General features: G+C 64.2%; 17 protein-coding genes. 8 read left to right on the top strand and 9 right to left on the bottom strand.

Annotated features, from left to right (window positions below):
• Window positions 1–221 precede the first annotated feature (221 nt).
• A complete protein-coding gene (locus tag VT84_RS23090) occupies window positions 222–1,400 on the bottom strand; it encodes a glycosyltransferase family 87 protein (RefSeq protein ID WP_082841147.1) in 1,179 nt (392 codons plus the stop codon).
• A gap of 694 nt (window positions 1,401–2,094) precedes the next feature.
• On the opposite strand from VT84_RS23090, the gene VT84_RS23085 reads away from it, so the two are divergent.
• Window positions 2,095–2,370, top strand: a complete 276-nt coding sequence (locus tag VT84_RS23085; RefSeq protein ID WP_052552521.1) for a hypothetical protein — start codon at window positions 2,095–2,097, stop codon at window positions 2,368–2,370.
• A gap of 66 nt (window positions 2,371–2,436) precedes the next feature.
• Here the strand turns inward: VT84_RS23085 and VT84_RS23080 are convergent, their stop codons facing one another.
• Both VT84_RS23080 and VT84_RS23075 read right to left on the bottom strand, forming a co-directional pair.
• A complete protein-coding gene (locus tag VT84_RS23080; protein WP_052552520.1) occupies window positions 2,437–3,354 on the bottom strand; it encodes a hypothetical protein in 918 nt (305 codons plus the stop codon).
• Between the two features lie 1,098 nt (window positions 3,355–4,452).
• Window positions 4,453–5,841, bottom strand: a complete 1,389-nt coding sequence (locus VT84_RS23075; protein WP_052552518.1) for a patatin-like phospholipase family protein — start codon at window positions 5,839–5,841, stop codon at window positions 4,453–4,455.
• Between the two features lie 563 nt (window positions 5,842–6,404).
• On the opposite strand from VT84_RS23075, the gene VT84_RS23070 reads away from it, so the two are divergent.
• The 3 genes from VT84_RS23070 (at window position 6,405) to VT84_RS23060 (ending at window position 9,639) form a co-directional block, all read left to right on the top strand.
• Entirely contained in the window at window positions 6,405–7,190 is a 786-nt protein-coding gene (locus VT84_RS23070) for a lipid-binding SYLF domain-containing protein (protein ID WP_082841146.1), read from the top strand.
• 157 nt (window positions 7,191–7,347) lie between these two features.
• Window positions 7,348–7,974, top strand: coding sequence for a hypothetical protein (locus tag VT84_RS23065; protein ID WP_082841145.1), 627 nt, complete (start codon window positions 7,348–7,350; stop codon window positions 7,972–7,974).
• Window positions 7,975–8,106: 132 nt separating this feature from the next.
• Entirely contained in the window at window positions 8,107–9,639 is a 1,533-nt protein-coding gene (locus VT84_RS23060) for an RtcB family protein (RefSeq protein WP_239465450.1), read from the top strand.
• A 150-nt stretch (window positions 9,640–9,789) separates the two neighbouring features.
• On the opposite strand, the gene VT84_RS23055 is transcribed toward VT84_RS23060, so the two are convergent.
• Window positions 9,790–10,611 carry an RNA polymerase sigma factor RpoD/SigA gene (locus VT84_RS23055; RefSeq protein ID WP_082841143.1) on the bottom strand — a complete coding sequence of 274 codons (822 nt, stop codon included), beginning with the start codon at window positions 10,609–10,611 and terminating at the stop codon, window positions 9,790–9,792.
• Window positions 10,612–11,245: 634 nt separating this feature from the next.
• Here VT84_RS23055 and VT84_RS23050 point away from each other — a divergent pair.
• Window positions 11,246–13,180: a HEAT repeat domain-containing protein gene (locus VT84_RS23050; RefSeq protein ID WP_082841142.1), complete on the top strand. Its 1,935-nt coding sequence runs from the start codon at window positions 11,246–11,248 to the stop codon at window positions 13,178–13,180.
• 94 nt (window positions 13,181–13,274) lie between these two features.
• On the opposite strand, the gene VT84_RS23045 is transcribed toward VT84_RS23050, so the two are convergent.
• From VT84_RS23045 to VT84_RS41115, 3 genes are all read right to left on the bottom strand, one after another.
• Window positions 13,275–14,258: a TIGR02996 domain-containing protein gene (locus tag VT84_RS23045; protein WP_082841141.1), complete on the bottom strand. Its 984-nt coding sequence runs from the start codon at window positions 14,256–14,258 to the stop codon at window positions 13,275–13,277.
• Window positions 14,259–14,414: 156 nt separating this feature from the next.
• Window positions 14,415–14,765, bottom strand: coding sequence for an STAS domain-containing protein (locus VT84_RS23040; protein ID WP_082841140.1), 351 nt, complete (start codon window positions 14,763–14,765; stop codon window positions 14,415–14,417).
• Window positions 14,766–14,919: 154 nt separating this feature from the next.
• Window positions 14,920–15,531 (bottom strand): hypothetical protein, encoded by a 612-nt coding sequence (locus tag VT84_RS41115; RefSeq protein WP_052552503.1) that lies wholly within the window; start codon window positions 15,529–15,531, stop codon window positions 14,920–14,922.
• 199 nt (window positions 15,532–15,730) lie between these two features.
• Here VT84_RS41115 and VT84_RS23030 point away from each other — a divergent pair, with 199 nt between their 5' ends.
• The gene (locus tag VT84_RS23030; protein ID WP_052552501.1) at window positions 15,731–16,177 is read left to right on the top strand and encodes a hypothetical protein; all 447 of its coding nucleotides are present in this window, start codon (window positions 15,731–15,733) and stop codon (window positions 16,175–16,177) included.
• A 26-nt stretch (window positions 16,178–16,203) separates the two neighbouring features.
• On the opposite strand, the gene VT84_RS23025 is transcribed toward VT84_RS23030, so the two are convergent.
• Entirely contained in the window at window positions 16,204–16,887 is a 684-nt protein-coding gene (locus VT84_RS23025; RefSeq protein WP_082841139.1) for a hypothetical protein, read from the bottom strand.
• Between the two features lie 70 nt (window positions 16,888–16,957).
• The gene (locus tag VT84_RS23020; protein ID WP_082841138.1) at window positions 16,958–17,344 is read right to left on the bottom strand and encodes a hypothetical protein; all 387 of its coding nucleotides are present in this window, start codon (window positions 17,342–17,344) and stop codon (window positions 16,958–16,960) included.
• A 628-nt stretch (window positions 17,345–17,972) separates the two neighbouring features.
• On the opposite strand from VT84_RS23020, the gene VT84_RS38800 reads away from it, so the two are divergent.
• Window positions 17,973–18,302 carry a hypothetical protein gene (locus VT84_RS38800; RefSeq protein ID WP_157469742.1) on the top strand — a complete coding sequence of 110 codons (330 nt, stop codon included), beginning with the start codon at window positions 17,973–17,975 and terminating at the stop codon, window positions 18,300–18,302.
• A gap of 246 nt (window positions 18,303–18,548) precedes the next feature.
• Window positions 18,549–20,879 (top strand): methyl-accepting chemotaxis protein, encoded by a 2,331-nt coding sequence (locus VT84_RS23015; protein ID WP_052552494.1) that lies wholly within the window; start codon window positions 18,549–18,551, stop codon window positions 20,877–20,879.
• Window positions 20,880–21,016 lie beyond the last annotated feature (137 nt).

Genomic DNA, 21,016 nt, shown 5'->3' with positions numbered 1-21,016 from the left:
TACATAGCCGGAAATGCGATCCACGCAACGTCAAATGCTCTGGCGCACAGAACTATTAAATATGTGGAAGTGGGCCGGTTCTGCGCCCACCCGCTCGTTAGCACTCGCAGTTCGCCTGAAGCGCTCTGGGCGAACCGCGAGTGTTAACGAGCGGGTGGAACTACGCAACTGCACGAACAAAATAGCCACAACGGATCAGGTACCCGGCTCGGGTGCCGTCCTCAGCGCCCCGTTTGAAGCGCGAGCCGCCCCCCGACCGCGCGCCGGCCGAGCAGGTACAAGACGAGCGTCAGCGGGGCGAGCCACACGAAGGTGATCTCGCGGAACCCGGCCGCGTGCAACCCGTAGCAGACGACCGTCAGCCCGGCGATTCCGGCCAGGAGTACAGGGCCTACCGCCGGTCGGCGCGCCGCAGCGCACGCGACCAGTTGCACCGCCGGGACCAGGAAGAGCACCTGGTCGTACACCCACCCATACGGGCTAACCAGGTACGACGCGAACAGCACCACCGGCAACCGCTCCCCCCAATCCCAGTCGCGCCGGTGGCGCGCGTAGTACCACACGCACCAGATTACGCCGGCGACGGTCGGAGCGAGGACGAGCCAGAACCGCTCGGTCCCGAACGCGAGGCGCAGGAACATCCCGACCGTCGGCGGGAGCGTGGTACTCGGCGGGCGGTGGAGGAGCGCGTCAAAATAATCCGCGAACACTGCCGGGTTCGGCACCGCGGCGGCGATGCTGAGGAGGGCGCCAGCCACCAGCCCGCCGGCGAGTTCCCGCCACGCCCGGCGGTCGAGCGCCCACACCAGGTACAGCAGCCCGAACAAGCAGAGATTCTGCGGCTTCACCAGGACCAGTGCCAGACACGCACCGGCCGCGAAGTGCCAGCCGCGTGCGTGCGCCGCGAGCCACCCGGCGACGCCCAACAGTACCACCGTGCTGTGCTGTCCGAGACCGATCACCTGGAGCGTCGGGTACCAACCGAGGGTCGCCATCCAGCCCCAGAGCACCCGGTCCGGCGGCCCGCCGTAGGCCCGCCAGACGGCAGTCACGGCAGCGAGGAGCGACCCGATCTGGATGAACCGCCAAACCCAGCGCGCGGTCGCGAAGTCGAGCGGGGCGAACGGGGCGAGGACCGCGAACGTCCACGGCGGGCTCCACGCCGCGACCGGTTCCGTGCGGTCCGGTTCGATCGCGACCTGGAGCGGGAGGAGGTTGGGCGGATCGTAAGCGTTGTGTCCGGCGAGGTGTACCTTCGTGCCGGTCCAGTACGCGCCGAAGTCTTCGACCTTCATCGTCGTCGGGGTGGCCAGCGCGCCCGGGCGAACGGCGCCCACGGCGATCACGACCGCAACCGCGGCCACAGTGCCCACGAAGATGTATGCGAACGGGCGGGTCATCGGCCCCTCGGGGTTCGGTCACCCGGCCCGGCCATTGTTTGCGGTGTCGGCTTCTCGACCCACAGCGAGGCGGTCCCGTTCGCTCCGGTCATTGCTCACCCGCGCACACAATTCAATGAACCGCTCATACCGCAGAGCCAGAATATACGAAATCACGGAGCGTTCATTCACCGGGGAGCACTCGGGGCGCGGGCACTCGCGGACGCATTTCCGACCGGCCTTATAATTCCCAGACAATCACACGGCTCACCGAAACCGGTTGCTACCGCGATCGTTGCTATTTGGCGAGAACCTGCTCTCGGCTAGAACGGAGCGCCCGATGACCGAAGCGCAATGGTTGACGTGCAAACGCCCCGAAGAGCTATTCGAGTCTTCACATTGTACCGACAGCCGGAAGCGCCGTTTGTTCGCATGCGCCTGTGCTCGTAAAGTGCTTCACTATCTCAAAGATTTACGGTTCCAGGAGGCACTGCGTGCGTCCGAATCGCTCGCAGATGGAAAGCTAAGCGAAGAACAACTGAAGGAGTTCCAAAAGGCTGCCGCTAAAGCCGGTGCTCATTTTGTTGGTATGGACGCCGAACCGGAGAAGTGTGCAGCTTTGAGTGTTGTGAGGGCGTGCGATCAGTCTATTGACCCTCTCTGTCGGACCGCTTCTCAGGCACAGCTCGCTAAAGGAGGCATCTACACATCCAAAATGGCGGCCGAAGCGCTTCGGCAAGCCGTGCTGCTCCGCGACATCTTCGGGAACCCGTTCCGCCCCGCCATCTTCTCTCCAGAGTGGCGCACGGAGACCGCGGTGCCATTGGCCCAGCAGATGTACGACGCGCGGGATTTCGGCGCGATGCCCATTCTGGCGGACGCGCTGCAAGACGCCGGGTGCGACAGCGCGGACGTGCTGGATCACTGTCGCGGCGCGGGGCCGCACGTGCGCGGGTGCTGGGTCGTCGATCTGGTGCTCGGGAAGGCGTGATCGGCGACTATCGGATTCGCAGTCCGGTGATCGGGACGCGATCCCGATCAGCGCGCTCAACGAATACTACTTGCCTTTCGCATCCGCCTCCGGCTCACGGACCGGGATCTCGAATGTGCTCGGGGCCACACGGCCGTCTTTCCAGGCATCGAAGGACAGCCGAACTTTCGCTTTGCCCGCGCCGATCCCGTCGGGAACTTGCAGGTTCTCCCGGAAGGCCGCGCCGCAGCGGTAGCCGCTCATGGTGTACGTCTTCTTGATCGGAGCGCCTCCTGGTGTGGCCGCAGGGAATTCGACCTCGGCAATCGGACGGACCCCGACCGGAAACGCGCACTCCTTTTCGTCACACGTTCGGACCACCACCCAGCACCCGTGCTTTTCGCTCATGGTTCCGACATTGGCGATGAACTCCGGGGGATTTTTGCCCTTCCGGAGAGCGGTGCTCGCGGGGAGTTTCCAGTTGATCGTCATCGGCGCGATCGTCAACGGGCCGTGGAAGTGAGCCAGCATCGCCTCCTTCGGCGAATCGCGCATCTCAACGATGTCACAATACTGCTGGTATTCGGCCGCTCCTTTGATCGAAACATATGCCATGAGTCCCGGGGGTACGCCCTTGCCTTCCCGCTCCTGTCTCACCTTGGCCGTGTAAAAGGAGTGGTCCGTTTGGATGCGATCGATGGTGTAGCGCGTTTTCCCGTCGGGATCTTTGATCTCAATGGCCTTGCACTCGGCTTCTTTGGCGTACTTTTCGCCCTCCCCGGTCAGATCCCCATCGCCGTTGCGGTCCACGAACACCGTCTCGCCGTCCAGTACGACCCAGACCGAGAGCTTCGCGTCCTTCCCGAAGAGGAGCAGCGCGTACCTCGGCTTCTTGGTCTGATACGCAGGCTCTTTCATGAGCCGCCGCTCGGTCTTGTCGTAATCGACCGCGGCAACTTCACCTCCAACGACGAGAGCGCAGCCCAGAGCAACAAGGAACCGCATGGCATTCCTCCGTTTCGCCAGCCGGCCGGATAACGAGAAGACGGCGGGCCGAGGGGCCGATTTCATGCAACTCTTTGAAAGTGTCCGCGGGAAGAGTGTCGAAGCCTCACCGCAAGCCAGAGGATTTCACCGCAGAGGGCGCGGAGAGCGCAGAGTTAAAAGGCAATTCACGGGTTATCAGCGCGCATAGCAACGCAGAAAAATTTTGATCTTATTTCCACTACTGGCCTTGATGGAGTATGCCGAGTTTGAGTAGAATGCCCGGCGAGGGTATAGTGCGCGCGAGGAGCCGGTGTGAGGTCGCTTGTGCGTGGGGGAGTCAGTGCGAATGTTAGCCGGTGCTCTACCGGGTGGATCCGATCTGACGCGGACTCTCTCGGGTCGATTCATTCACTTCCTGGATCCATGATATACTTGCTCAATATTTTTATCAAAATTGCGCGAGGATTCTATCGCTAATACTGGGTGGCAGATGCGAACTATTACATTGTATTCTAGATTTGCTTTTGGGGATCGAGTGCAATATCGGTCCAGGCAGCACGGCGTAGGGCACGGATCCTTAGTTGACATCGCACTAAATGTGCAAGGTGAAATTTCGTACTGCGTTCTAGCTGACAATAGCATTGGCTATTGCAGCATAAGTCCCGATGAGTTGAAACTAGTTGATGAAAGTGTTTCTCATTCAATGCCCACTCGTTCTCCGCATCACATTTCCTTCCAATCGGAATTTTATTTTGGCGACTTCGTTCGATACCGTATCCCTAATCAACAGCATATTGATGGTGAAATCGTTGAAATTATACTAAGTGATGATGGGGCAGTGTACTATACAATTCGCAACAAGGCGGGTGCGTACCGACTAGGAGCGTATCCTGCAGATATCCAGTTATTGGAAAAATCTGGGGCCAACAGTTAGCCGGTGCGAGCGGGAATCGCTGTTTCCCCGGGCGAAATGAAGGTACGGGCGGTCGCAGTCCCGGAATGTTAGCAAAAGTTAGCCGCGGCTCGGCGCGATCCCGTTCTTGTTCTTCTCCGCGCCCTCTCGTGCCCTCTGCGGTGAAATCCTCTGCACCACAATGAGGACTACCGCGTTACCGGTTACTTCTCCGGTGGTTGGAGCGGACCGGCCGGAATGCTCCCGCGATCGGAAACGGGGTACTGCGGCGGAACCGATAGCCCCTTCCGGCCACTGATCGGCAGGATCGGCCCGCGCTGCTGGAACGTCAGCCACGGACCGGCCCGGCTCAGCGTGCTTTCGCCCGGACCGACGCCCGGGGGTAGCGTGCGCCACGGCTCCGACGAGGCGACCACGCGCCGGCCCTCCTCGAACATGGCGGTCATCACCTTCGGCTTGAACTCCGTGCTGGAGAGCGGCGCGGGGTAGCCCTGGGGAATGGCCGAGACGTAGTAGTCCATCCCGGTGAGCAAGCAGATCGTGTACAGGCGCTGGAGGTCGCCGCGCGTTTGAGCGTAGATCAGCGTCGACACGCTCTTGCCCGCTTGGGCCAGCGACCACGGTTGGATCACCTCCGGGTCGGCGTACAGCTTCCCGGCCACGATCACGTACACCTTCGTTCCGGCCAGGTCGCGCGCGGCCACGTCCGAGCGCTGCTCGGGCGCGACATACGGCGGGCGGAAGAACACGGACTGCGACACCCCGCCGTCCACGTGGCGCTCGGTGAACACCTGCCCGTTCACGGTGACGTCGATCTTGGCCGCCGGGAAGAACCCCGCGGGCGCGGCCGAGCCGAGCAGCACCTTCTTCATCAGCGCGCGGTCCCCGGGTCCGTTCCGCGCGGCCATCGCGCCGAGATCCCAGACCACGAACTGCTTGCCCTCTTCTTCGGTCGTCCCGATGTACAGGCGCCGGCCCTGGCGGTGCGCTTCGGCGAGGTCCGCCATCGCCTCGGGCGTGAGGAACCCGTCGATCTGCGCGGCCATCGGCGACGTGTCCGCGAACGACTCGCTCACGAGCGCACGCAGCGGGCGCAGCCGGTACAGGTCGCGGCTCTCCAGTTCGGTGTAGAAGCGCTTCAATTGCGGGTCGTACTTCGGCCCCAGGAACGCGAACGGCGCGATGAGCGCGCCCGTACTGATGCCGGTCACGACGTCGAATTGCGGACGGTCGCCGCGCTCGGACCACCCGACCAGCACGCCCGCCGAGTACGCCCCGAACGACCCGCCCCCGGACAGGCAGAGCACGTTCCGCTTGGGCTTGGTGACCGCCGCGCCGCCCTCTTTCTTGGACTGTTCTTCGAGCTTCTTCTGGCGCTCCTTGCGGAGCAGCTCGGCCGTTTGAGCGAGTTGGTCGATCGGCGTGAGTTCTTCGGACTCGGCCTGGGACGCGGGGTCGATCAGGTCGCGCGTGTTGAACCCGGACGCGGCCGGTGAGTTCTCGATCATCCGGTGCCGGCACCCGAACGACGGGCCGAGCACCAGAAGCCCGATCGCGGTAACCAAAAGCCCGCCGGCACACGTGCGGACCATGCGCAACTTCCGAAGTCAAAGGTGCGAACCTTCGGGACGCGGTGGCGGCAACAATTACCGATCGTGCCGCCCGTACTGCGTACCCCGAGTAACATTGCTTCGTGCTTTCGGGCACAAGGGGCAATGTCGGCGTCGTAAGCCCGCGCCACTTACTATGAACGCTTCCTGAGAACAAGGGGAACCGCGCACGAGCACCGTGGTGCGTCTGAGCGAACGGCCGGTGGAACCACACGTCTCTCCGGCCGTTACTTTGTGCTCGTGGCACAGGCCTCTGGCCTGTGGAAGCGCCCACAGGCCAGAGGCCTGTGCCACCAAACCAAAGACAATGCACCTCACAACAACCGGCCGACTGCCTTTGAGGTGGCCCGAACTTGACCCACTTGACCCGCTCGGTCGACCGAACGGGGCTTCTGCCATCCACCCAATCGGTGCAATCCTCCCATCCCGGCACCTGTTGTTCCACATGCCGCTGCAGATTGCGCGATTCGGCGCAGCGCTTGCATTACCATACCGGCGACGGGCTGCACGCCCCTCCTCCAAACAGCTCAATACGGAGACACCGAATGTGTCGCTACTTACTCGCCGCGTTCACCCTCGCTTTACTCGTTGCACCAGCCTCTGCACTCCCACCCAGTAACGCCCGAACTCTTGAGAACTCCGAAGAAGTTCTCGAAAGTTTGTCCAAGATCCCGCTGAAGGGCATTCCCGCCAAGTTGCTGGCCGATGCCCAGGGCGTGGCGATCATCCCCCGCGTCATCAAGGCCGGGTTCGTCTTCGGCGGGCGCGGCGGACACGGGGTCGTGCTCGCGAAGGACAAGGACGGGAACTGGGGCGACCCGGTGTTCATTGACCTCGGCGGTGCCAGTGTCGGGTTCCAGGCGGGCGTCGAATCGACGGACGTTGTTCTCGTGTTCCGTAACCGCAAGAGCCTCGACCGGCTCCTGGAAGGCAAGGGCAAGTTGACGCTCGGCGCAGACGCCGCGATCGCCGCCGGGCCGGTCGGTCGGATGGCCGCCGCTGCGACGGACGGGAAGCTCGAAGCGGAGATCGTGTCGTACTCGCGGAGCCGCGGGCTGTTCGCTGGCGTATCGCTCGACGGGGCCGTGATCCACGCGAACGCGAACAGCAACGCGATGCTCCAGCAACCGGGCCGCGAAACCGAACGCAAGCTGGCCGAGAACCTGAAGGCCAAGCTGATGGACATGAGCAAGGAAAAGCCGATGCTGGTCGCGCCGCCAACGTTGGGAGCGCCGGTTCCCGTTCCGCCCGCGGTTGGTGGGCCGGTCCCGACCCCGGCTCCCAGCAGCTACCCGCCGCCGCTCACGATCCCGCTTCCCCAACGCCCGTAATGTAACGCGGATGTGAACCTCTTGGCCGGGTGAGTTTGGACTCACCCGGCCGATTTCGTTACTGGCCCAATAATTGGCGCAAATCCTCCTCGATTCGTCTCGCTCGGCCCGATGATTGCGAACACCTCCGATGCCACTACCGACACGGAGGTCGCCAATGGTTCGCTACTTACTCGGCACGCTCGCCGTTACCGTTTCGCTCTCGTCCGCACGCGCCCAAACGCTCCCGGCCGCGATCGACGTTCTCAACACGCTTCCTCCCCAAATCTCACTGGCCGATGCTCACGGCGTCGCGATCGTTCCGGGTGCGAGCGCCACACGCAACACTCCCGGCTGGACGGGCCGCGGGGTGCTCGTGAAACGCGAGAGCAGTTGGAGCGAACCGGTGTTCGTCGCGCTCAACAGCGGCGCGCGAACGGGTACAGGCGAAACGGTCGATTTGGTGCTGGTGTTCCGCACGGCCGAGAGCTTGGATCGGGTCACCAACAAAGACAGAAAGATCGGCCCGGGGGTGACCGCTTACGCTCGCCGCAGCGGGACGTTCGCTGAAGTTTCGCTCGCGGGCGCGGCCCTCACCAAAAGCTTCGTCTTCCCGTTCGGCTCGGATCGGAAGCAAGCCGCGGAATTGAAATCGAAGTTGACCGAACTGGCCGCGCGCACGTCTGCGCCCGAAGCGAAGCCCGCTTCGCAGATCAACTGGGCGCTGATGGCGGAGAACCAGGACGTCGTCCTCGGCGTTCTGGGTGTCATGGTCGCGTGGGTCGTGGCACAGCTCAAGCGCTAAGGTCAATCCACGCCAATGCGCTCGCATCTCGGGGAATAACCGGCGTAACGTAATCGAATTGCCCTCCGAGATAGCGAACCCGGTCCACGTTCTGAGTGTCGCTCTTAAAAGCCACTATCCGGGAGCGTGCCTGTGCCGATTGATCCGCGACTCACTCGACTCGACGAAAACCGCGTGCGGGTCAACAACCCGCACAACGTCGACACAACGTTGTTCGCCAACGAACAGGTGCCCGTCGAGTCGGCCGCGGTCACGGAGCTGATCGAGCTGCTGGCGCTCCAGGACAACGTGCAGCAGGTCGCTGAGGCCGCGCCCGATAGCTTCGACCAAACTCCCGAGATTGTCCGAGTTGCCGTTACGCCCGACTTCCACAAGGCACGCGGAATCCCGGTCGGCACGGTCCTGGCGACCCGCGGGTTCGTCGTCCCGCAGGCCATCGGCAGCGACATCAACTGCGGCATGCGGTTGCACACCACGACGCTCAAGTCGGACGACATTTCGGCGAACCTGGACGGCCTCGAAACTGCGTTCCGGCACCTGTTCTTCGAGGGCGGGCGCAACATCCCGATGACGCGCAGCCAGCGGCACGCGATGTTCACCGGCGGCCTCGAAGCCGTGCTCGACGCCACGGCGAACCTCCACGAAGGGCTGTGGCCGCTGGTCCGGGAACTCGGCGCGGAAGACCAACTCGATCGGATCGAACGGCGCGGCAGCCTCCCGGCGGGCCGCGTTTTCGGTTTGTCGGACTTCATGGGTACGGACGAGCGCCTGAGCCGCGACGGGCAGATCGGGAGCATCGGCGGGGGCAACCACTTCGTCGAGATCCAGAGGGTCGAGAAGGTGCTCGACGGGACGGTCGCGCATGCCTGGGGGCTGAAGCCCGGTACCGTAACGATCATGGTTCACACCGGATCGGTGGGCGTCGGGCACCTGTGCGGCGGCCACTACCGGGACGTGGTGAGGAAGATCCACCCCGAGAAGCTCAAGCACCCGGCTAACGGCGTGTTCGTGCTGCCCGAGGGCGCGCGCCACCGCGAACACGCCGAGACGTTCTGGGACGCGCTGCACAACGCCGCGAACTTCGCCTACGCCAACCGCATGTTCCTGGCGGTGATGGCCGTGGCCGGGATGCGCGAGGTGTTCGGGGACCGCGTGGGGTGCGACCTGGTGTACGACGCCCCGCACAACTTCGTGTGGAAGGACGAGGTGGACGGCGAGGAAGTGGTGCTGCACCGCAAGGGCGCGACGCCGGCACGCGGGTTCGAGGCGATGGCGGGAACGCCGTTCGCCCACTACGGTGAACCGGTGCTGGTACCCGGCTCAATGGGCGCGAGCAGCTTCGTGCTGGTGGGTCAGGGGAACGCGGAGTCGATGGCCAGCGCCAGTCACGGGGCCGGGCGGACACTCAGTCGGGGTGAGGCGATGCGCGGGTTCGATGACGAGTTCCGGAAGTTCATGGAAGAGTTCCGGGTCGTGACGCCGACCGACCTGCGCCGCGCGGACGTGCGCCAGCGCCCGGACATCCTGGGTAAGAAGCTGGAAGAGATCAAGCAGGAGGCGCCGTTCGCGTACAAGGGCATCGGCCCGGTCGTGAACACGCTGACGGGCGCCGGCATCGCGCGCCCCGTGGTGGAACTCACCCCGCTCATGACGATCAAGGGATAACTCGAGCGGCTACAGCCTTGAATTGATGTGTTTGCTTCGTGGTTTTGTGGCACAGGCCTCTGGCCTGTGTGAGCGCTTCCACAGGCCAGAGGCCTGTGCCACAAGCAAAAATACCAACTCTCAATACCGCAAATCGCGATAGGTGCGGGACTAATCCGCGCCGATGTGTTCGGCCAGTTTCGCGAGCGCCTCGCTCTCGATCTGGCGCACGCGCTCGCGGGTCAGCCCGAGGCACTCGCCGATCTCCTTGAGCGTCTTGGGCGGTTCGTCGTTCAGCCCGAACCGCATGCGCAGAACGGCGGCCTCGCGCGAATCCATTTTGTCGAGGAACTGGAACACCTGCTTGAGGTCGTCGGTCTTCCCCATCTCGGCGCCGGGCGCGTCCGAGCGCGGGTCCATGAGCATCTCCTCGATGCTCCACCCGGCCTCGCCCTGATCGGCCTGCGACCCCGCGTTCGCGACGCGGATCGCCTTCTTGATGATCGCCATCTTCTTCTTCGACAGCCCCAGGAAGATGCCGATCTCTTCGTGCGTCGGCGTGCGGCCCAGCTCGTCGGTCAACTTGTTGGTCGCGCGGCGCCACTTGATGAGCAGTTCCGTCATGTACGCCGGGAGCCGCACCGTCTTCGCGGTGTTCACGATCGCGCGCTTGATGCTCTGCTTGATCCAGAAGCTCGCGTAGGTGCTGAACCGCGTGCTCATCGCCGGGTCGAACCCCTCGACCGCCCGGAGCAGACCCATGTTCCCTTCGGACACGAGGTCGTCGAGCGCCAGCCCGCGCCCGACGTACCCGCGTGCGATGTTGACCACGAGCCGCAGGTTCGCGCGCACCATGCGGTCGCGGGCCTGGACGTCGCCGTTCAGCACGCGGGTGCCGAGGTCGCGCTCTTCGGCGGCCGACAACAGGGGCGTGTGGTCGAGTTCGCTGAGGTACGTTGAAAACGATGTGTGACTGTGTGCGAGAGTGCTCATCGTATTCCCCGGCCTACCATGTCGTACAGAACTGAGCGCGGCCCGCGCGTGTGCGGTGGCGAGTGATACACCGATTGAACCAGACCGCACCGCACAGGGCAAGAGCCTATCCGAAACGATCGCGTGCCAACACCTCGGAACCCGCTCTGGTTACCCCAACGCGAGAAAATTCAGGCGGTCCGGTTGAGGGCACGAAAGAACTTCTGTTGAGGTAAACAAATTTCGTGCCCCGACCCGCCACGACTTCCGACAATTTGTGGCCGGCCGAAACGGGCGGATCGAAGCAACTCCGCTCGCCACGGTTCAACGACCCCGCGCGCTGAATGCGGTCAGGCGGGCAACCGAACCTTGCCCCGTTACGGCTTCGGAATCAGCTCGAACGAATCGAAAAACGTGTTCTCTCGAAGGGCGTGCGGTTCCCCAGATCGCCGACGTAGCCGATGTCAACGCCGTCCTCCGTGGTGAAGGGCTCCAGCACCCACTCCGTCGAGGCAGTTCGGCCGCACGCACCGGACGCACCCGCTCAACGCTTCTTCAAACCGTCCTTGCAAAATGCTCGCCCCGGGGCCATTCTAAGCTCCTCACCAACTGACGAGCCGACCCGCAACCTGAACCACCCCTCCCGGAACACGCGATGAGTGAAGAAGCCGCGTTCCTCGAAGCGATCGCGCGGAACCCCGCGGACAAGACGGCGCGGCTCGTGTTCGCCGACTGGCTCCAAGAACGGGGCGACCCCCGGGCGCCGTGGGTGCGCGACGACGAGCTCTGGGAGTGGATGATGCCGCAGGCCAAAGACCCCACCGGCGACCTGGTCGCCGCCACCGCCCGCGCCCGGGAGGGGCACAAAACTGTGGGCGCCCTGGTGCGACTCGGCCCGAGCGCGTTGCCGAAGGTGTTTGCGTTCCTCGCCAAGGGCGTTCCGGGCGCGTCGAACCTGCACGACGCGCTCGAACTCCTCGGCCCGTCCGCCGAACCCCAACTCGCGCTGTTGCTCAAAGAGACCCAAAGCGAGAAACGGGACGCCCGGTTCGGCGCGTACAGGTGCCTCGCGCGGCTGGCCCCGCACAACGAGAAGGCGATGGAGGCGGTGCGGGCGGGCGCGTCGCACACCGACTACATGATCCGCCAACTCGCGATCGCAACTCTGGCCGGCTTAGGGGCGCAAGAACGCACCACGGGGCGGGAACGCGAGGCCGAGTGCCGGACCCTGCACGAGCTGGTTCGGTCGGGTACGGAAGAGCAAGCCGCAGACGCGCTCCGTGCCCTCGTCAAATTCGGGGGGCTCGACGAGTCCCTGATCCCCGCGCTCGTGCGACACACCATCAACCCGGCGAATCCCGCGCGCGACGCCGCGATCAGGGGGCTCGCCCAACTCGGGGAGCCCGGCGCGCGGGGGCTCCTGGCGGCCGCTGTGCATTTCGCCGGTAGCGGGTGGTTCTCCGGGGCGTTCAAAACGATCGGCGCGGTCGCCGTGCCGCCCCTGCGCGAGGCGCTCAACAGCCCCGACGACAAGGTGCGCCAACTGGCCACCGTGATGCTCACCGAACGATTGGAGAGCGCCCCCGACCCCGAGCTGATGCCCGAGGTCGTGTCCGCCCTGATCGCGCTGTTCCGCTCGCCCGAAACCGAGTACCACCGCTCGGCGCGGTACGCGCTGGATCGGCTCGGCCCGGCCGCGCAAGCCGCCGTCGTGTTGCCCCTGCGCGAGGAGCTCAACAACCCCAACGGCAAGGTGCGCCAACCGGTCACGGTGATGCTCGCCGAGCACTTGGCACGCGCGCCCGTCCCCGAGCTGATGCCCGAGGTCGTGTCCGCCCTGATCGCGCTGTTCCGCTCGCCCGAAACCGAGTACCACCGCTCGGCGCGGTACGCGCTGGATCGGCTCGGCCCGGCCGGGCGAGCGGTCGCACCGGTGCTCTTGGAGTGCATCGGGCGCGGGGACGAGTTCATCCGGGACTACCGCGCGACCTTCTCGGCACTGGGGCTGAGCGCGGGCGAGGTCGTCCCGACGTTGCTCCGCGCCGTCGAGAGCCTGCCCCTCGATCGGGTCCGCAGTTACGGGCGAGACCTCGGCGAACTGGGGCACGGCCGCGCGGCCCTGCTCCACGCGATGCGCCGGCCCGGGCCGAATGTGCTGAGCGAGGTCCGCGAAATCCTCTCACAGGTGTCGTTCACCGGTCTAAAGGAACTCGACGACGTGCTCCGCAAAGAGACCGGCGCCGACCACAGCAGTTGTCGCGAACTGGCGCGCCTCGTGCTAGAGGCTTCGCCCGACGAAGCGATAGATGTGATCACGCCCTTCCTATCGGACAAGTCGAAGGTGACGCGCCTGGTCGCGGTCCACGCCCTCTGGCACGCGAACTCGACCGAATCGGTCCCCGGGCTCCTGCTGGCCCTGAGGGACAAGGACAAGACGGTCCGCATCACCGCTCTACGAGCGCTGGGTCAGCTCGGAGCGGGCACGGCGGGTGTCGAGGGCACGGTTCGCGCTATGCTCACGGACCGAGCGCAGGACGTGCGCGACGTGGCACTGGAGGTACTCGTCACGTTCGCGCCCAAACCCGAATGACGGCGTATGTGATACGGCAGGCGAGTTGTGCGGGTCCGCTGAGGTGGCCCGGCGCGGCGTTGTGCTTTCGCCCGTTCTAAATGGCAACCTCTAACTACCGCAACTGTTCGCGAACCTCCTCCGGGTCGGCGGGCGGGCGCACTTTCACATGCAGGGCGGGACCGTCCATGCCGAACATCGGTTCCAGGAAGAACAAAGCAATCACGTTCTGCCGCTCGAAGATCTGGATCTCGTCGAAGTTCGACCGCACGGGGAAATAATTCGCTAGCTTTTGGGCGACATTCTTCGTCATCCGCTGGGCCGCGGACGGCTCCCCGAACTGTGGCTCGTACTGCGTTAGAAGGTACTGTAGCGCGAGTGTCGTCACGTGCGGCGCGACCGATCGGGCCGAATCGCGGCGCGGGCTCGGTGCGGTCCAATCCCACCACACAGGCGGATCGGGCTCGCGCCGGTGCTCGTCGCGGACAAAACATCCCTCGCGCCCGCCGCCCCCCTGGAGAAAGCCGACCCGCGGCCCCGAATCGTGAAAGACGTGTCGGTCCCCGGAGCCGTCGTTGAAGCCCTTCAACCCGAGTTGCATGTCGCGAATGAACAAGAGCCACTCGCGCAGTGACGGGGGCAGCCCGTCGCGCACGTTCGGGTCACCCATCGCGGCGTCCACCGTTCGGCTGTCCCCTCCCTCCAACGACTCTCCCTTCCCACGCGGGAAGGGCTTGAGCGGTCCGCCGACGTCGTCCACGGGGATCTGATACCAGCGCTCGGCGAACTCGCGGATGAGCCGCCAGCGCGACTTCCAGTCGGCCGGGACATCGGCAAACACGGGATGGTAGTCGGTACCGCCGTAGCCCAACTGTTTGAGCCAGGGCTTTTTCACCAACTTCAGTAGCTCCCTGCGGCGCGGCTTCAGTTCCCAGTACCGGTCCGAATAGATCGGTAAGTTCCGGACCTCTTCCTCGATGCGAATCAACTCGCCCTGCGCGTTGTCGTGTTCTTCCAGCCAGTCGGCGTAAACCAGTCGGATCGTGCGGTCATCGGGCTTGGCCCGAATCGCCTTCAGGAAGTGCCGCTCTTCGGACATCGCGCGGGCTCGTGTTGGAATCGTCGTGCGACTCGTTTCGGCGGTACGTTACCCCGTAGCCGAACCGAGAACCAGGTCGGCCGGGTAATATCCCCGAACGTTGCCAGGATTACAAGTTTCCGTGGAGTAGTTTGAACTGCTGTACCCTCCAGAGGCTTACCCGGATGGTGGCCCGAAGTCGGCCACGGCCTCGGCCAGGGTCGCGAAAATCGGTAGCATGCGGTCGAGTTTGACCGAGGCCAGCACCTGTCGACTCGACCCGTCCGGACAACACACGCACAACCGGCTGCGCGTCGTCATCGCCGCGTGGTGCGCGCGGATCAGGTACCCGAGAAACGCCGAGGATATGAGCTCGTAACCGGCAAAGTCGATCACCACGCCCCGGTTGCCGGCGCAGAGAGAAGCCAGAGTGCTCCCGGGTGGCATTGGCTCGCCCGGGGCGTTCGGGCCGACGGCCACAACCGCGATGCCGCTGATCCAGCGCACCCGCATGAGCGATTCCGACATCCGGTGGTCCCTCCGCGCGGCGAACCGTCAGATCACAACCTCGTTCTCAGTTACTGTCCCCGTTACAAACTTCACGACTTACTAACGGGGAAGAATCAACGCTTGGGGTGCTTCAGAATAACCACCGCGTGCGTCTACAGCCACTACCGCGCAATTATACCTTCTCCAAAATCGAATCCACGACCCAACACCCGCGCACGTGCGGCCCCTTACCGCGGCAGTGGTCCAGTACGTCGGCGCTGTCGCACCCGGCGTCTTGAAGCGCGTCGGCCAGGATCGGCATCGCGCCGAAGTCACGGGACTCGTACATCTGCCCCGCCAGCGCGACCGCGGTCGAGGTGCGCCACTCGGGGAGGAAGGTGACAGGGCGGAAGGGGTTGCCGAAGATGTCGCGGAAGAGTGCGATGTGTATTCGCCGCTCAGTATCTTCATCAAGCGAGCCGTTGAACACTGACTCCTCTGCAATCTCCTCAGCGTCGGTGGACCGCTGCCTCCTGTGCACTGCCCGAAGTACGCAACCACTCGAAAACGGATCAACGACCGATTCATACGCTTTTACGATGTCGTCTTCACTTGCAAGCCCATCAGCGAAATTCGCCGCGACAATGAGCGCCGCTTTCACCGGCTCACTGAGGAGTGACGCCTTAAGGCGCAAACAAAATGCGACAGAGCAGAACCGGTACTTCCGCTTCGTCGGCGGAAAGAGTCGCAAGGCTAAGAACAGTTCACCTAAATCACCACACGCCAGCCATTCCGCTTCGGTCATCGGGTCGCCCTCCGGCTGCGATTGTACCAGCAACCTAGGCACTTGAACGACCCGCTCTGCCGGTGGGGTTGCCCCAAGCAAGCGGCGCGAGTTCGACTTGACCGCCCCATCACTTGAGCGTATCTGTTGGCTCGCAAATCCGCTGACTCGTCTCGCATTAGTACGTCCCGCCGAAATTGACTCACCGAGGAAGCCCGCGATGGTGCGTTACTTTCCCGCTCTTGGGCTGACGTTGGCAGGGCTGCTTCTGGCCGGAGCCACCGCGAATGGCGGCGACAAGCCGGACGCGAAGCCAGCGGGCACCGGCCGGATTTCGGCGAAAGAGTACATCGAGGTAGACGAGAAGGGCGTTCCGAACGCCCGGTTCCTGCTCCGGGTGGCGGAGTCGACGCCCAACATAGTCGAGGTCCGCGGCATCAACGGGTGGGTTGCGTATGCCTCGTATGACGAGGCCCAAAAAGAGTACCGCGGGTTCTTTGAGTGGCGGCGCTTGGGCACGGGCGGCGCTCCGGGCGGGAAGTGGGCCGATCTGTACCAGATCCGGATGGTCAAGAACGCGGACGGCGAACTCGTCATGACCGGGAAGTCGAAGGAGAACGACTTCGTGATCCGCGCACGCGAACACACTAAGCCGACCGCGCCGTGATCGCTCGCGAACGGGCCGGCGATCACTTACAGCAGCCCGGCGTCGGCGCCCATTGCGAGTAAGTTACCGGTGAAATACACCAGCGCTGCCTCACGGTGCTGCGTGATCGGGAACTCCTCCAGCCAACGCTCGATCACGTCCCCGTACCGCTGGACCAGCGCCTGCAACTCGTCCCGCTCTTCCGGCGTCATGCGCGAGCGTAAAAAGTCCAGAATCGCGCCCTCGAACTGGTATTCCCCATACACCTCCGCCGGGCCAGCGAGGTAACGGAGCGAATCGGAGAGTTTGGTCCAGTCCAGTTCCACACGTATCTTCATCGGTCGGACGGTCCGGTCGTTGAACGGGGCGATGCCGAGTTCCGCCAGTTGCCCGAACAGGCACAGCAACCCGTAGATCGGCCAACGGGTTCCCGGCGGGCACGGGCCTTCGCCCGAGTCGTGGTACCAGCGATTAATCAGCGGCCCGTGATCCTTCGCGCGGATCTCGATGTACAAAGCCCGTAGCGATGCGATCGCCCGCGCCGACAGTTTTTCGGCATATGGGACGTGGCGCCCGAGCCGCGCGTCGAAGGGCACGACCCGCGCGTCGGAGCCGTGGCGTTCCGCCAGGGGGATGATGTAGTGCAACTCGGTCGGGAGGTGGGCCGGCGAAATCCGCGTGTCGTCGCTTCGCCTCTGCCACCAACTAAACAGCCACCGGAACACCTTCATCGACCAACCTCCCACGCCGACCACGGCCCGTCTGTACCGCGAAGCGATCAATTCGGCGCTACGACTTCCCTCACTTCAGCACCTCGACTTCGTGGACGTCCATGTACACGATCCACGTCGGGCCGAACGGGGACGGGTTCTCTTTAGTACCGCCGGCGTGGTGAGCGGTCCCCAGTACCCCGCTCACCCGGACGCGGACCGGGGCTTCAAGGCGCTTCAGTTGATCGGGATTTCTGTCGTGATCGCTCCCGTATAAGGCGCACTTCTGCCCGTCGCCGAACACGAGGTAGTAGCGGTAGATGTACTTCGGGTGGACCTTCAGTTCCCCTTCCAGCGCCCACAGTTTCGGGGCCTTCGGCTCGTTGCCCAGAGCCGCACCGTCGAGGATCGCGGCACCAAGAGCCGCGGCCCCGGCCGCAGCGCCCCTCATCACTGAGCGACGATTCGCGTACTTCATCCGCGCACTCCTTCGCAAACTGCCGATCGGATCGTACTCGTTGCCCGGCGCGAACTCATGCAGATGGAGCCGTACCCGCACCCGCGCACGAACACAAGACGGTCATCCGAGTTCGCGGCTAACTTTTGCTAACACTTCGGGACCGCGACGGCCCGCCCCTTCATTCCGCCTGGGAAAACGTCGATTCGCCCCCTGCGCCGGCTAACATCTGCGACACGAACCGCTCGATTCCGGCTCGTGAGTTCGTGCGTGTGGTCCGCTCGCTCCGCGAGCGGTTGGCCCCCGGTACACCGGTGTTTCTTCGCTTGAGGGCGCCGTTCCCGCGCGCGGAGCGAGCGGACCATACGCACGAGCGGTTGGCCCCTGATGTATCTGCGCCTCCATTGCGGGAGGCTGCTCCCGTCCGCCCGCGCGCACCACCCCTCGCGGCATTATACGCACAAGAAGATTGCGCTATCAAGATCAGTAGTGGAAATAAATTCAATTTATGAATCCGGCCCCGGCGCCCGTGAATCCGTGACCCACGGGCGCGCGCCGCGACCCGGAGCAATGAACGTTCGGCGATTTCGTATATTCTGGCTCCGCGGCACGCACGAGCGGTTCATTGAATTGTGTGCGCGGGTGAGCAGTGACCGGAGCGGACGGGGCCGCTTCACTGCGGGTCGGGAGGCCGACCCCGCCTCTTACGGCCGAGCAGCGGGACGAGGTGGGCCGCGCCCACCGGCAGCAACCGTGGGAGCGCCCGTGGGACGTTTCGGCCGACGGCGCGCAGATCGGTCTGCGGGGCGGTTGGCACTTCGTCACCCGGCAGACGAGTGCCCTGGAGCGACTGGTCCGCGACTACCTGGAGCCGTGGGGGGCGCGGTGTCCGGGCAACTGCGATGGGGCAACGGCGACGAGTCCGGGGCGGGGTTCGTGGGCCGCAACCGCGTCGAGTGCGTTTGGGACGTGCGCGTGAACCCCGACTAGCACTATTCCCAGGTCGAGACGTGAAGGAGCACCTGCGCCAGAAATCGACACGTCCTTTGATTCCCTCGCGATACTATTGCGGATTGGCAATCGTCCGCTTTTCCCAAACTTGGTACTTCATCTGCCTTTCGCATGTACTAGTGTCGAAGCGCCCAGCCTACATGACTAAGGATGTTGCTCGTGCGTCCAACCGGATTCAAGGTATTCCGGTCTAAACACTCGCGGAGGGTGTTCCGTGCTCCCGTCGATTCTCTCTCAACTTGCTAAGGTCCGAATCGGCCCGCGGCTCATGGGCGGGTTCCTCGTGCTCGCCATAACGTCGGCGGTACTCGGCTACATGGCGCTGAATGCGCTCGCCGATGTCCGGAAGTACCAGGTGAACGCCGCGACGAACCTCATTCCGTCCGTTATGGAACTCGACAAGGGCCGCGTCGGGAGCCTCATGGTCCAGCGCGGGGAGCGGACGGCGCTGTTCTGTGCCCAGCGCAAAGACGAAAACGGCACCCGCGGCGCCCGCGGGCGGATCGACGCTGGAATGAAAACGATGGACGAGGGGCTCAAGCGGTACGCGGCCTACCCGATGATCGATAAGGAGGCCGCCCTTTGGAAGAAAACGCAAGTCGCGGTCACCGAGTGGAAGCGCGAGGTCGAACAGGTTCTGGCGGCAATCGATCGGGGGGATCTCGAGAAAGGGGCCGAACTGCTTCCCCAGGAACTGAATGCCGCCAACCGAATGAACGAGCTACTCGATGAGCACATGCACATTCAGGAAGAGTGCGCGAACCAGGAAACGACCGAGGCCGACGCTCTCTACACCGGAACCCGAACGACCCTCCAAGTGGTCATCGCCGGAACCGTCCTCGTGGCCCTCGGATTCGGGTTCGTACTGACGGTGTCCATCGCGCGGCCGCTCGTGAAGATGCAGGCCTCGCTCGCGGCCGTGTCGACCGGTGACCTGACGCAGCGCGTGGACGCGGACGGAGCGGACGAAATCGCACAAATGGCGACGACCCTCAATGCCACCGTACAGGGGATGCGGACCGCGCTCCAACAGGACAAAGTGAACTGGGAAGCCGTGGGCAAGCAGCGCGCGGAGAACGCGGACTACGTGGGCCAGATCGTGGCCATCGGGCGCGCCCAAGCGACAATCGAGTTCAAGCTCGACGGCACCATCACGAACGCCAACGAGAACTTCCAGCGCACGATGGGCTACACGCTCCCGGAGGTTCAAGGGCGCCACCACAGCATGTTCGTCGAATCCGCGTTCGCGACCAGCCCCGAGTACCGTGACCTCTGGAGCCGCCTGAACCGGGGCGAACCCGTGATCGGTGACTTCAAGCGGGTCGGCAAGGGCGGCAAAGAGGTGTGGCTCCAGGCCTCGTACAACCCGATCCTGGACCTCAACGGCAAGCCCTACAAGGTGGTCAAATTCGCCACCGACATCACGGCCGCCAAGAATATGGAACAGCAGGTCAAAGAGGACGCGGCCGAGTTGAAAGACAAGGTCGCCACGATCATGACCGCGGTGCGCGCCGTGGCCGCGGGCGACTTCACACAACAGGCCCCGGACCTGGGCAACGACCAAGTCGGGCAGATGGCCGCGGCACTAAATAAGGCCGTGGTATCCGTGCGGACCGCGCTGGAGGGTGTGCGCGAGGTGTCCGAGCAACTCGCGGATGCCTCGGGCCAATTGTCCGCGGCCAGCGACGAAATCTCCACCGGTGCTCAGGAACAAGCGAGCAGCCTGGAAGAAACCGCGAGTACCCTCGAAGAAATCACGGCCACGGTCCGGCAGAACTCCGACAGCGCGCAACAAGCGCGGCAACTCGCCAGCACCTCGCGGGACGTCGCCGAGAAGGGTGGCCAGGTCGTCGGCCACGCGGTCGACGCCATGAGCGAGATCAACGGTGCGTCGAAGAAGATCGCGGACATCATCACCACGATCGACGAGATCGCGTTCCAGACCAACCTGCTCGCCCTCAACGCCGCCGTCGAAGCGGCTCGCGCCGGCGAGCAGGGGCGCGGGTTCGCGGTCGTGGCCTCCGAAGTGCGCAACTTGGCTCAACGGTCGGCCACGTCCGCGAAGGAAATCAAGTCGCTGATCGAGGACTCGGTCAAGAAGGTCGACGCGGGCACCGAACTGGTGAACCAATCCGGCTCGACCCTCGGCGAGATCGTGACCAGTGTGAAGCGCGTGACGGACATCATCACCGAGATCGCGGCCGCGGGTAAGGAGCAGTCGGTGGGCATCGAGCAGGTCAACAAGGCCGTCTCCCAAATGGACTCCGTGACCCAGAAGAACGCCTCGCAAACTGAAGAGATGTCGGCGACGGCGCAAACGCTGACGGACCAGGCGGCACAACTCCGCGATCTCGTCGCACGGTTCAAACTCAGTGAGAGCGGGCGCACGGCCCCGCGCCCCGCTCCTCGGAGCAAAGCCCCGACGACCAGACCCCGACCCGCGGTCACCAAGGCCCTCAAGAACGGGCGCTCCAACGGCAACGGACGCGGTCACGAACTGGACCGCCTCGGGAGCGGGGACCACGACGGGTTCACCGAGTTCTAAGAAGAAGCCGCCGGTCAGCGAGAAGCCGCAACCGAAGCCCCAGCCGCAACCGCAACCGCAACCGCAACCGCAACCGCCGTTCAAGGCACACCCGGGGTTGAAAGCCCGGGCTATTCCCGGTGACCCCATTTGGGGTC

The sequence above is a fragment of the Gemmata sp. SH-PL17 genome (assembly GCF_001610855.1).
Taxonomy (GTDB): Bacteria; Planctomycetota; Planctomycetia; order Gemmatales; family Gemmataceae; genus Gemmata; species Gemmata massiliana.
Note: the sequence above shows the minus strand (reverse complement) of the source record. Positions and strands in the feature narration are given on the sequence as shown.

Bases quoted from the DNA above. Each gene is read 5' to 3' on its own strand.
- VT84_RS23090 (WP_082841147.1), bottom strand. From the start codon at position 1,400: ATGACCCGCCCGTTCGCATACATCTTCGTGGGCACTGTGGCCGCGGTT.
- VT84_RS23085 (WP_052552521.1), top strand. From the start codon at position 2,095: ATGGCGGCCGAAGCGCTTCGGCAAGCCGTGCTGCTCCGCGACATCTTC.
- VT84_RS23080 (WP_052552520.1), bottom strand. From the start codon at position 3,354: ATGCGGTTCCTTGTTGCTCTGGGCTGCGCTCTCGTCGTTGGAGGTGAA.
- VT84_RS23075 (WP_052552518.1), bottom strand. From the start codon at position 5,841: ATGGTCCGCACGTGTGCCGGCGGGCTTTTGGTTACCGCGATCGGGCTT.
- VT84_RS23070 (WP_082841146.1), top strand. From the start codon at position 6,405: ATGTGTCGCTACTTACTCGCCGCGTTCACCCTCGCTTTACTCGTTGCA.
- VT84_RS23065 (WP_082841145.1), top strand. From the start codon at position 7,348: ATGGTTCGCTACTTACTCGGCACGCTCGCCGTTACCGTTTCGCTCTCG.
- VT84_RS23055 (WP_082841143.1), bottom strand. From the start codon at position 10,611: ATGAGCACTCTCGCACACAGTCACACATCGTTTTCAACGTACCTCAGC.
- VT84_RS23050 (WP_082841142.1), top strand. From the start codon at position 11,246: ATGAGTGAAGAAGCCGCGTTCCTCGAAGCGATCGCGCGGAACCCCGCG.
- VT84_RS23045 (WP_082841141.1), bottom strand. From the start codon at position 14,258: ATGTCCGAAGAGCGGCACTTCCTGAAGGCGATTCGGGCCAAGCCCGAT.
- VT84_RS23040 (WP_082841140.1), bottom strand. From the start codon at position 14,765: ATGTCGGAATCGCTCATGCGGGTGCGCTGGATCAGCGGCATCGCGGTT.
- VT84_RS41115 (WP_052552503.1), bottom strand. From the start codon at position 15,531: ATGACCGAAGCGGAATGGCTGGCGTGTGGTGATTTAGGTGAACTGTTC.
- VT84_RS23030 (WP_052552501.1), top strand. From the start codon at position 15,731: ATGGTGCGTTACTTTCCCGCTCTTGGGCTGACGTTGGCAGGGCTGCTT.
- VT84_RS23025 (WP_082841139.1), bottom strand. From the start codon at position 16,887: ATGAAGGTGTTCCGGTGGCTGTTTAGTTGGTGGCAGAGGCGAAGCGAC.
- VT84_RS23020 (WP_082841138.1), bottom strand. From the start codon at position 17,344: ATGAAGTACGCGAATCGTCGCTCAGTGATGAGGGGCGCTGCGGCCGGG.